We start from the raw sequence: 11,608 nt of genomic DNA, 5'->3' as shown, positions 1-11,608 counted from the left end.
CGCCCGCGGCCGGCTTGCCGGGCGACGCGGCCAGCGCCTCGCGCGTCTACGAGGACGTGCGCGCCACGCTCGAGCAGCACCACGCGCTGCTGCGGCAGACCGCGTTCGAGGCGCCGGCCGCGGCGCTGGCCGGCGCGCGCATGATCTACGTCTATGGCCAGGGCGGCGGCTCGACGGCGCTGGCCGACGAGCTGCGCTTCCGGCTGGTGCGCTTCGGCCGCCCGGTGGCGAGCTACCAGGACGCGCTCTTGCAGCGGATGGTGGCCAGCACCATGGGCGAGGATTGCGTGCTGGTGGCGCTGTCGGTGACGGGGCGCGTGCCCGAGTTGCTGGAGAGCTGCGCGCTGGCCAAGCGCTACGGCGCGCGCGTGATCGCGCTGACCGCGCCGGCCTCGCCGCTCGCGCGACTGGCCGACGACCTGATCCCGGTGGTCGCCTTCGAGACCGATTTCATCTTCAAGCCCTCGACCTCGCGCTACGCGCTGATGATGGCGCTCGACGTGCTGGTCACCGAGGTCGCGCTGCGGCTCGGCGACACCTGCCGCGAGACGCTGCGCCGCGTGAAGCACGCGCTCGACCAGCACCGCGGCGGCGGTGAACGACAACCCATCGGAGACTGACATGCATTCCCATCCCGAAGCGGCCGATACGCTGATCGTCGGCGCGCTGCTGATCGACGGCACGGGCGCCGCGCCCGTCCAGCGCGATGTCGCGATCCGCGGCGAGCGCATCGTCGCGGTCGGCAACCTGTCGAACTGGCTGGCCGAGGCGGTGATCGAGGCCGACGGCCTGGTGCTCGCGCCCGGCTTCATCGACGTGCACACGCACGACGACACGCACGTGATCCGCGCGCCCCAGATGCTGCCGAAGATCTCGCAGGGCGTGACCACGGTGGTGGTCGGCAACTGCGGGATCAGCGCCTCGCCGGTGACGCTGCGCGGCGAGCCGCCCGATCCGATGAACCTGCTCGGCGATCGCGAGGCGTTCCGCTACCCGAGCTTCGCGGCCTATGTCGAGGCGGTTGGCGCGGCCCAGCCTGCCGTCAACGTGGCGGCCCTGGTCGGCCACACGGCGCTGCGCAACAACCAGATGGACCGGCTCGATCGTGCCGCCAGCGGCGAGGAGATCGCCGCGATGCGCGCGCAGCTCGAGGAGGCGCTCGACAACGGCGCGCTCGGGCTCAGCTCGGGGCTCGCCTATGGTTCCGCGTTCGCGGCGCCGGTGGAGGAGGTGATGGCGCTGGCCGAGCCGCTGGCGAAGGCCGGCGCGCTCTACACCACCCACATGCGCACCGAGTTCGACGCGATCCTGGACGCGATGGAGGAGGCCTACCGGGTCGGCCGCCATGCGCGCGTGCCGGTGGTGATCTCGCACCTGAAATGCGCCGGCCCGTCGAACTGGGGGCGCAGCGCCGAGGTGCTCGATTCGCTGGAGCGCGTGCGTCGCATCCAGCCGGTCGGCTGCGATTGCTACCCCTACAGCCGCAGTTCCTCGACGCTCGACCTGAAGCAGGTGACGGGCGATATCGAGATCACCATCACCTGGTCCGAGCCGCATCCCGAGATGGCCGGCAAGAAGATCGCCGCGATCGCGGCCGAGTGGGGCGTGAGCGAGCAGGAGGCGGGGCGCCGCCTGCAGCCGGCCGGCGCGGTCTATCACAACATGTCCGAGGACGACGTGCGCCGGATCCTCTCGCACCCGGCCACCATGGTCGGCTCGGACGGCCTGCCCAACGATCCGCTGCCGCATCCGCGCCTCTGGGGCGCGTTCCCGCGCGTGCTCGGCCATTACGCGCGCGACGAGCAGCTGCTGCCGCTGGAGGAAGCGGTGCGCAAGATGAGTTCGTTGACGGCGCGGCGCCTGGGCCTCGACGGGCGCGGCGAGGTGCAGGTCGGCTACCAGGCCGACCTGGTGCTGTTCGATCCCGCCACGGTGATCGACCTGGCCTCGTTCGAGCAGCCGCAGCAGGCCGCGCGCGGGATCCACGCGGTATGGGTCAACGGCGCGCTGTCCTATCGCGACGGCGCCAGCACCGGCGCGCGCGCGGGCCGCTTCGTGCCACGCGGCACGCGCCGCGCCGAGGATGCGGCGTTCTGAGCATCGATTGTCCGGCGGGGCTGCCAGGCCCGGCCGAAACCGCAACTGCCGGCGCCTTCGCGGCGCCGCGCGAACCGGCCGCGTCGCGCTGACGGCGCGGCCCGAACCAGCAAACCGAAGGAGAAAGCGATGAAGCGTTACGGAGTGGGCGAAGCGAAGGGAACGGGCGGCCAGGTGATGCCGTTCGCGCGGGCGGTCGAGGCCGACGGCTGGCTGTATGTGTCGGGCCAGACGCCGATGGTGAACGGCGAGGTGGTCGAGGGCGGCATCGTCACGCAATCGAAGCAGACCATCGAGAACGTGATCGCGATCCTCAAGGAAGCCGGCTACGGCCTGGAGCACGTGGTGCGCTGCGGCGTCTGGCTCGACGACGCGCGCGACTTCGCCTCGTTCAACAAGGTGTTCGTCTCGTACTTCGGCGAACATCCGCCGGCGCGCGCCTGCGTGCAGTCGAGCATGGTGATCGACTGCAAGGTCGAGGTGGACTGCATCGCCTACAAGCCGCCGGTCAAGTGAGCGGGCGGGCCGGGCCCTGAGGGCCCTGCCGGATGACATGCGACGCGGCAGCGGGAGCCTGGGGCTCGCGCTGCCGCGTTGGTCGTTTACGGTGCCCCTGCCGGCGCTTGCGCTCCGGCGGGCGGGATCACTGCCGCGCGGTGCGCGCGTTGTCCGGCATCGGCTGGTTGAAGTTGGTGCGGAACGGATTGATGTCGAGCCCGCCGCGCCGCGTGTAGCGCGCGTAGACGGCCAGCTTCACGGGCCGGCATTCGCGCAGGATGTCGACGAAGATGCGCTCGACGCATTGCTCGTGGAAGCCGGTGTGGTTGCGAAACGAGATCAGGTAGCGCAGCAGCCCGGCCTGGTCGATCTGCGGACCGACGTAGTGGATCTGCACGCTGCCCCAGTCGGGCTGGCCGGTGACGGGACAGTTCGACTTCAGCAGGTCCGACACCAGGGTCTCCTCGACCGGCGACTCCTCGTGCGCGGCGCTCAGCAGCGAGGGATCGGGATGGTAGATGTCGGTGTCGAGGTCGAGGCGGTCGAGCGGGATGCCGTCGAGTTCGTCGAGCCTGAGCTTGCGGAACTCGGCCGGCGAGGCCAGTTGCACGGCCACGCTCGCGCCGCAGGCCGCGGATACGTCGCGCTTGAGCGCGTCGCGCACGGCCTCGAGCGAGTCGAAGGCGGTCTGCGCGAACGAGCCCAGGTACAGCTTGAAGGACTTCGATTCGACGATGTTGGGCGAATCGGCCGGCACCAGGAAGGTCGCCACCGCGATCTGCGGCTTGCCGCGCCGGTTCAGCCAGGACAGCTCGTAGGCGTTCCAGATGTCGGTGCCGAAGAAGGGCAGGGCGGCGCCGATGCCGATCTGCTCGCGCGCGCCGGCGCGCGGGATCGGGAACAGCAGGGCCGCGTCGTAGTCGGTGGTGTAGGCGGTGGCCTTGCCGAGCGGGGAATGTTCGGGTGTCATCGATCGTGTCTCCGTGGTCAGGCCAGGAACAGCCGGTAGGCCGGGTTCGCGGTCTCTTCGTGGAACGGGTAGCCGAGCGCGTCGAGGAAGGCGTCGAAGCCGGCGTGGTCGGCGGCCGGCACCTGCAGGCCCACCAGGATCGAGCTGTAGTCGGCGCCCTGGTTGCGGTAGTGGAACAGGCTGATGTTCCAGTCGGGGCCCATCGAGGACAGGAACTTCATCAGCGCGCCGGGGCGCTCCGGGAACACGAAGCGGAACAGCCGCTCCTCGCGCGAGAGCGGCGAGCGGCCGCCCACCATGTAGCGGATATGGTCCTTCGAGAGCTCGTCGCCGGTCAGGTCGACGGTCTGGAAGCCGTGCGCCTCGAAATTCGCGGCGATCTCGGCCGATTCCTCGCGGCGGCGGATCTGCACGCCGACGAAGATGTGCGCCGAGCGCTCGTCGGCGATCCGGTAGTTGAACTCGGTCACGTTGCGCTCGCCCACCAGCTCGCAGAAGCGCCGGAAGCTGCCGCGTTCCTCGGGGATGGTCACCGCGAACACCGCCTCGCGCGCCTCGCCCACCTCGGCGCGTTCGGCCACGAAGCGCATCCGGTCGAAATTCATGTTGGCGCCCGAGGTGATCGCGATCAGCGTCTGGCCTTCGATGCCCTCGCGCTCGGCATAGCGCTTGGCGCCGGCCACGGCCAGCGCGCCGGCCGGCTCGAGCAGGCTGCGCGTGTCCTGGAACACGTCCTTGATCGCCGCGCACAGCGCGTCGGTATCGACCGTGATCACGCCGTCGAGCAGCTCGCTGCAGAGCCGGAAGGTTTCGCCGCCGACCAGCTTGACCGCCGTGCCGTCGGAGAACAGGCCGACCTCGCTCAGGGTGACGCGCTCGCCGGCCTCGATCGATTGCGCCATCGCGCAGGAGTCGTCGGTCTGCACGCCGATCACGCGGATCTCGGGGCGCACCGCCTTCACGTAGGCGGCTACGCCGGCCGCCAGCCCGCCGCCGCCGATCGGCACGAAGATCGCGTGGATCGGCCCCTGGTGCTGGCGCAGCACCTCCATCGCCACAGTGCCCTGGCCGGCGATCACGTCGGGATCGTCGAAGGGGTGGACGAAGGTGAGTTCGCGCTGTTCCTGCACCTTCAATGCGTGGGCATAGGCATCGCTATAGGATTCGCCGGCCTGGATCACCTCGACGGTCGGCCCGCCATGGGCGCGCACCGCGTCCACCTTCACCTGCGGGGTGGTGACCGGCACCACGATCACCGCCTTCACGCCGAGCCGGGCCGCCGAGAAGGCCACGCCCTGGGCGTGGTTGCCGGCCGAGGCGGTGATCACGCCGCGCGCCAGCGCGTCGGCCGAGAGGTGGGCCATGCGGTTGTAGGCGCCGCGCAGCTTGAACGAGAACACCGGCTGGTTGTCCTCGCGCTTGAGGAACACCGGGTTGCGCACGCGCGCGGACAGGTTGCGCGCCGGTTCCAGCGCGGTTTCGACCGCCACGTCGTAGACGCGCGCGGTGAGGATCTTCTTGAGGTAGTCGTGAGCAGCCATGACGGTCGCGCGGGTATCGGCCGGCGCGCCAGATAAGCGGGGAAAACCGCGATTCTAGCGCCAACCCCGCCCCGGCGGGCCTGCGCGAGCGGTGACCGACCGGACGGACGGGGAATTCCCGCCCGGCGGCGTTTCACGGGCCTGCCCGCCGGATCCGGGCGTCCACGCCGGCGCCGATCATGAGTTAGAATCCCGATTTGAATCAAGGATCGGAAGATGCAACGGCAATTTCGGACCGCCCACGTGAAGCCATCCCCGCGCGCAGCTTGTCCCGCGGCGGTTCGGCACGCGCACTGCGCGCGATCGTGCTGAGGGCTCCGAACGCCGCCAGGCGGCCGTGTCGACCGGACGTGGCGCGTACATGCGCATGCCGGTCCCGCGCCAAGCCGCGCGCCTGGTAACAGAAGATTTTCCCCAGATTCGCGCACCACGCGCATGCTGGTGTCGTGCCTTCGATGCGCACGGCCGCCGGCCCTCCGAACCGTCCGAACATGAACGCACCACAAGTTTTCGATCCGCATGGCGCGGCAGCCGCCGTCGCAGCCGACCTCGCCCCGCGCCTGCGCGAAATCCCGTACAACTACACCTCGTTCTCCGACCGCGAAATCGTGATTCGCCTGCTCGGCGAGGAAGCCTGGGCCGCGCTCGACGAGCTGCGCGGCGAGCGCCGCACCGGCCGATCGGCCCGGATGCTGTACGAGGTGCTGGGCGACATCTGGGTGGTGCGTCGCAATCCCTACCTGCAGGACGACCTGCTCGACAACCCGAAGCGCCGCCAGATGCTGATCGACGCGCTGAGCCACCGGCTCGCGGAGATCGACAAGCGCCGCCAGGCCGACCTTTCCGAGCACGGCGACGAGCCGGGCCGCGAGCGTGCCTCGCGGGTGGCGATGCTGACGGTGGCCGCGCGTGGCGCGGTGGACGCCTTCGCGCGCGAATTCGAGCAGATGGCCGAGCTGCGCCGGCGTGCCACCAAGGCGCTGGGCCGCTGCACGCAGAAGGACAACATCCGCTTCGACGGCCTGGCGCGCGTCTCGCACGTCACCGACGCCACCGACTGGCGCGTCGAGTACCCGTTCGTGATCCTCACGCCCGATACCGAGGCCGAGATCGCGGGCCTGATCAAGGCCTGCTTCGAGCTCGGCCTGACCGTGATCCCGCGCGGCGGCGGCACCGGCTACACGGGCGGCGCGGTGCCGCTCACGCCGTTCTCGGCCGTGATCAACACCGAGAAGCTGGAACAGCTCGGCGCGGTCGAGCTGACCGAGCTGCCGGGCGTCGCGCACAAGGTGCCGACCATCTTCTCGGGCGCGGGCGTGGTCACGCGCCGCGTGACGGAGGCGGCCGAGGCCGCCGGCTACGTGTTCGCGGTCGACCCGACCTCGCTGGACGCCTCCTGCATCGGCGGCAACGTGGCGATGAACGCGGGCGGCAAGAAGGCCGTGCTGTGGGGCACCGCGCTCGACAACCTGGCCTGGTGGCGGATGGTCGACCCGGACGGCAACTGGCTGGAAGTCACGCGCCACGACCACAATCAAGGCAAGATCCACGACATCGCGGTGGCGCGTTTCGAGCTGAAGTGGTTCGACGGCGCCCACGCGCCGGGCGAGAAGCTGATCAGGAGCGAGATGCTCGAGATCGAGGGCAAGCGCTTCCGCAAGGAAGGGCTCGGCAAGGACGTCACCGACAAGTTCCTGGCCGGCCTGCCGGGCGTGCAGAAGGAAGGCTGCGACGGGCTGATCACCTCGGCGCGCTGGGTGCTGCACAAGATGCCGGCGCACACGCGCACCGTTTGCCTGGAGTTCTTCGGCCAGGCGCGCGAGGCGATCCCGAGCATCGTCGAGATCAAGGACTACCTGTTCGAGACCTCGAAGCAGGGCGGCGCGATCCTGGCGGGCCTGGAGCACCTCGACGAGCGCTACCTGCGCGCGGTCGGCTATGCCACCAAGAGCAAGCGCAACGCCTTCCCCAAGATGGTGCTGATCGGCGACATCGTCGGCGACGATGCCGACGCGGTGGCGGCCGCCACCTCGGAAGTGATCCGCATGGCCAACGGCAAGAGCGGCGAGGGTTTCGTCGCGGTCAGCGCCGAGGCCCGCAAGCGCTTCTGGCTGGATCGCAGCCGCACCGCGGCGATCGCGAAGCACACCAACGCCTTCAAGATCAACGAAGACGTGGTGATCCCGCTGAACCGGATGGGCGAGTACACCGACGCGATCGAGCGCATCAACATCGAGCTGTCGCTGAAGAACAAGCTGCAGCTGGTGGATGCGCTGGAGGCCTTCTTCCGCACCGGCGAGCTGCCGCTCGGCAAGAGCGACGACGCCAACGAGATTCCCAGCGCCGAGCTGCTGGAGGACCGCGTGCAGCACGCGCTGGAGCTGCTCAAGCAGGTGCGCGCGCGCTGGGAGTTCCTGCGCGACCGGCTCGACATGCCGCTGCGCGAGGCCCAGCACTACCTGGTCCAGCTCGGCTACGAGAAGCTCGCGGCCAACTTCGCGGCGCGCGCCGACGCGCAGCCCGAGGCCAACGTGTTCCACATCACCCAGGACCGCACGGTGCGCGTGTCGTGGAAGCAGGAACTGCGTGCCGAGCTGCGCAACATCTTCAACGGCGGCGCCTTCAAGCCGATCCTCGACGAGGCGCAGGCGATCCACAAGCGCGTGCTGCGCGGCCGCGTGTTCGTCGCGCTGCACATGCACGCCGGCGACGGCAACGTCCACACCAACCTGCCGGTCAACTCCGACAACTACGAGATGCTGCAGGACGCGCATGCCGCGGTGGCGCGCATCATGCAGGTGGCGCGTTCGCTGGACGGCGTGATCTCCGGCGAGCACGGCATCGGCATCACCAAGCTGGAGTTCCTGACCGACGAGGAGCTGCGCGAATTCCGCGCCTACAAGCAGCGCGTCGATCCGAACGGCCGCTTCAACAAGGGCAAGCTGCTGGAAGGCGCCGACCTGCGCAACGCCTACACGCCCAGCTTCGGGCTGATGGGCTACGAGTCGCTGATCATGCAGCAGTCCGACATCGGCGCGATCGCCGATTCGGTCAAGGACTGCCTGCGCTGCGGCAAGTGCAAGCCGGTCTGCGCGACCCACGTGCCGCGCGCCAACCTGCTCTACAGCCCGCGCAACAAGATCCTCGCCACCTCGCTGCTGGTGGAGGCCTTCCTGTACGAGGAGCAGACGCGCCGCGGCGTGTCGATCAAGCACTGGGACGAGTTCAACGACGTGGCCGACCACTGCACGGTCTGCCACAAGTGCGCCACGCCCTGCCCGGTGAAGATCGACTTCGGCGACGTGACCATGAACATGCGCAACCTGCTGCGCAAGATGGGCAAGAAGAAGTTCAATCCGGGCCAGGCGGCCGGCATGTTCTTCCTCAATGCCACCAATCCGCAGACCATCAATGCCGCGCGCGGCGTGATGATGGGCGTCGGCTACAAGGCCCAGCGCCTGGCCCACGACATGCTCAAGAAGGTCACGAAGAAGCAGACCGCGCGCCCGCCCGCCACCACCGGCAAGCCGCCGGTGGTCGAGCAGGTGATCCACTTCGTGAACAAGAAGATGCCGGGCAACCTGCCGAAGAAGACGGCGCGCGCGCTGCTCGACATCGAGGACAACAAGATCGTGCCGATCATCCGCAACCCGAAGACCACCAGCGTGGATTCGGAAGCGGTGTTCTACTTCCCGGGTTGCGGCTCGGAGCGGCTGTTCTCGCAGGTCGGCCTGGCCACCCAGGCGATGCTGTGGGAGGCCGGGGTGCAGACCGTGCTGCCGCCGGGCTACCTGTGCTGCGGTTATCCGCAGCGCGGCTCGGGCCAGTACGACAAGGCCGAGCAGATCGTCACCGACAACCGCGTGCTGTTCCATCGCGTCGCGAACACGCTGAACTACCTCGACATCAAGACGGTGGTGGTGTCCTGCGGCACCTGCTACGACCAGCTCGCCGGCTATGAATTCGAGAAGATCTTCCCGGGCTGCCGGATCATCGACATCCACGAGTTCCTGCTCGAGAAGGGCATGAAGCTGGAAGGCGTGGCGGGCACGCGCTACATGTACCACGATCCCTGCCACACGCCGATCAAGACCATGGACCCGGTCAAGCTCGTCAACGAGCTGATGGGCGCCGAGAAGGACGGCTACCAGATCGCCAAGAACGACCGCTGCTGCGGCGAGTCGGGCACGCTGGCGGTCACGCGGCCGGACGTCTCGACCCAGATCCGCTTCCGCAAGGAGGAGGAGATCCGCAAGGGCGCGGCGCGCCTGCGCAACATCCCGGTGGTGTCGGGCGATGGCGCCAGCGGCGCGGGCGAGGCCGAGGTGAAGATCCTGACCAGCTGCCCGTCCTGCCTGCAGGGCCTGTCGCGCTACAACGAGGATGCCAACATCGAGGCCGACTACATCGTCGTCGAGATCGCGCGCAACGTGCTCGGCGAGAACTGGATGGCCGACTACGTGGCCCGCGCCAACAACGGCGGGATCGAACGGGTCCTGGTGTAAAGTCGGGGCGTTCCCCTCTGCAAGGAACTGACGATGGATTGCGTATTCTGCCGCGAGGACGGCGGCGAACTGCTCTGGAAGGACGAGCGGCTGCGGGTGGTGCTGGCGAGCGGCGAAACCGATTACCCGGGCTTCTGCCGGGTGATCTGGCAGGCGCACGTGGCCGAGTTCACTGACTTGTCGCCGGCCGACCGCTCGCACCTGATGCTGGTGGTGGCGGCGGTCGAGCGCGCCGTGCGCCGCGTGATGCAGCCCGACAAGGTCAATCTCGCGAGCCTCGGCAACCAGGTGCCGCACGTCCACTGGCACGTGATTCCGCGCTTCTCCAACGATGCGCACTTTCCGCAGCCGATCTGGGCGCCGCGCCAGCGCTCGGTGTCCGAGCCGCTGCTGCGGCTGCGCGCGGCGCAGGCGAGCCTGCTGCACAATGCGGTGCACGAGGAAATCGAATTGATCCTGAACGAGAGGGATGCATGAGCGGCTTGACCCCGACCACGCCGATTCCATCCGGCGTGGTGGTGCACGCGGTGTCGCGCGTGCTCGAATTGCAGTACCCGAACGGCGAGAGCTATCGCGTCCCGTTCGAGCTGATGCGCGTCTATTCGCCGTCCGCCGAGGTGCGCGGCCATGGCCCCGGCCAGGAGACGCTGCAGACCGGCAAGCGCGAGGTGTCGATCACCGCGCTCGAGGGCGTCGGCAACTACGCCTTGCAGCCGACCTTCTCGGACGGCCACTCGACCGGCATCTATTCGTGGGACCTGCTGTATGAGCTCGCGACGCGCCAGGATGCGCTCTGGCGCGACTATTTCGACAGATTGCAGGCGGCCGGCGTCGAGCGCGACGCGCCGATGCCCGGGGCGGGCGCCCCGCGCGGCCACTGCCACTGATTGACCACCGACTGAACCGACGGCGCCCCATCCGGCGCCGTCTTGCCATTTCCAGAGGATTCACGCGATGAGCAAAACCCACTTCGGTTTCGAGACTGTCGACGAGGGCGACAAGGCGAAAAAGGTGGCGGGGGTGTTCCACTCGGTCGCGAGCAACTACGACCTGATGAACGACCTGATGTCGGCCGGCATGCACCGGGCCTGGAAGGCCTTCACGATCGCCCAGGCGAACGTGCGCCCCGGCTACAAGGTGCTCGACCTCGCCGCCGGCACCGGCGACCTGACCAGGGCCTTCGCCAAGGCCGCCGGCCCGACCGGCGAGGTCTGGCATACCGACATCAACGAGTCGATGCTGCGGGTGGGGCGCGACCGCCTGCTCGACAAGGGCGTGGTGACGCCCTCGCTGCTCTGCGACGCCGAGAAGATCCCGTTCCCCGACAACTACTTCGACGTGGTGACGGTTGCCTTCGGGCTGCGCAACATGACCCGCAAGGACGCGGCGCTGGCCGAGATGCGCCGGGTCACCAAGCCGGGCGGCCGGGTGATGGTGCTCGAATTCTCGAAAGTGTGGGACCCGCTGAAGAAAGCCTACGACTTGTATTCTTTCAAAGTATTACCGTGGCTCGGGGATAAATTCGCGAAAGATGCCGACAGTTACCGGTATTTGGCCGAATCTATCCGCATGCATCCGGATCAGGACACCCTGAAGACGATGATGGAACTCGCTGGCCTCGACGCCGTCAAATATTACAATTTGTCAGGTGGCGTGGTAGCGTTACACCTCGGAACCAAGTATTAAGGGGTTCTTTCCATACAGTTGTCTTTCAATTTGGAGATGGTGATGTCTGATTCCCGTTCGTTCAACAACCGCAGCAAGCAGCCGAGGCCGTGGGCGCGACGGATCGGCACCCTGTTCATGGTCGGCCTGCTGACGGCCGGCACCTTCGCGTCGCTCGACGCCGAAGCCCGGCGGATGGGCGGCGGGCGCAGCGTCGGCCGCCAATCGCAGATGGTCCAGCAGCGCCAGGCCACGCCGCCGGCGCAGCAGCAGCCGATGCAGCAGGCGGCGCCGTCGCCGGCCCAGCGCGGCGCGCAGCCGGCACCGGCCGC

At 68.6% G+C, this 11,608-nt stretch carries 9 protein-coding genes and 1 pseudogene; 8 read left to right on the top strand and 2 right to left on the bottom strand.

Features of this window, described 5'->3' with window-relative positions:
- The 3 genes from F3J18_RS32230 to F3J18_RS32220 form a co-directional block, all read left to right on the top strand.
- Positions 1–620, top strand: a 620-nt coding sequence (locus F3J18_RS32230; RefSeq protein WP_166916152.1) for a MurR/RpiR family transcriptional regulator, incomplete at its 5' end; no start/stop codon positions are given.
- A gap of 1 nt (position 621) precedes the next feature.
- Positions 622–2,097, top strand: a complete 1,476-nt coding sequence (locus F3J18_RS32225) for a D-aminoacylase (RefSeq protein WP_166916150.1) — start codon at positions 622–624, stop codon at positions 2,095–2,097.
- A 129-nt stretch (positions 2,098–2,226) separates the two neighbouring features.
- Positions 2,227–2,613, top strand: a complete 387-nt coding sequence (locus F3J18_RS32220) for a RidA family protein (RefSeq protein ID WP_006477830.1) — start codon at positions 2,227–2,229, stop codon at positions 2,611–2,613.
- A 127-nt stretch (positions 2,614–2,740) separates the two neighbouring features.
- Here F3J18_RS32220 and queF read toward each other — a convergent pair whose 3' ends face one another.
- Complete coding sequence (queF, locus tag F3J18_RS32215; RefSeq protein ID WP_025101712.1) at positions 2,741–3,565, bottom strand: NADPH-dependent 7-cyano-7-deazaguanine reductase QueF; 825 nt, start codon at positions 3,563–3,565, stop codon at positions 2,741–2,743.
- A gap of 17 nt (positions 3,566–3,582) precedes the next feature.
- Positions 3,583–5,106, bottom strand: a complete 1,524-nt coding sequence (gene ilvA, locus F3J18_RS32210; RefSeq protein WP_013699367.1) for a threonine ammonia-lyase, biosynthetic — start codon at positions 5,104–5,106, stop codon at positions 3,583–3,585.
- A 491-nt stretch (positions 5,107–5,597) separates the two neighbouring features.
- Here ilvA and F3J18_RS32200 point away from each other — a divergent pair, with 491 nt between their 5' ends.
- The 5 genes and pseudogenes from F3J18_RS32200 to F3J18_RS32180 all read left to right on the top strand — a co-directional run.
- Positions 5,598–9,611, top strand: a complete 4,014-nt coding sequence (locus F3J18_RS32200) for an FAD/FMN-binding oxidoreductase (protein WP_166916148.1) — start codon at positions 5,598–5,600, stop codon at positions 9,609–9,611.
- 33 nt (positions 9,612–9,644) lie between these two features.
- Positions 9,645–10,088, top strand: coding sequence for an HIT family protein (locus F3J18_RS32195; protein ID WP_025096868.1), 444 nt, complete (start codon positions 9,645–9,647; stop codon positions 10,086–10,088).
- Complete coding sequence (locus F3J18_RS32190) at positions 10,085–10,498, top strand: DUF971 domain-containing protein (protein WP_013699364.1); 414 nt, start codon at positions 10,085–10,087, stop codon at positions 10,496–10,498. The genes F3J18_RS32195 and F3J18_RS32190 overlap by 4 nt, the downstream gene beginning before the upstream one ends.
- 67 nt (positions 10,499–10,565) lie before the next feature.
- Complete coding sequence (gene ubiE, locus F3J18_RS32185) at positions 10,566–11,297, top strand: bifunctional demethylmenaquinone methyltransferase/2-methoxy-6-polyprenyl-1,4-benzoquinol methylase UbiE (protein ID WP_025096869.1); 732 nt, start codon at positions 10,566–10,568, stop codon at positions 11,295–11,297.
- A gap of 42 nt (positions 11,298–11,339) precedes the next feature.
- Positions 11,340–11,608: pseudogene (locus tag F3J18_RS32180) on the top strand (hypothetical protein); the annotation flags it as partial.

The organism is Burkholderia sp. Ax-1720, from assembly GCF_011753035.1.
Taxonomy (GTDB): domain Bacteria; phylum Pseudomonadota; class Gammaproteobacteria; order Burkholderiales; family Burkholderiaceae; genus Burkholderia; species Burkholderia gladioli.
This window is presented reverse-complemented; position numbering and strand designations above follow the sequence as displayed.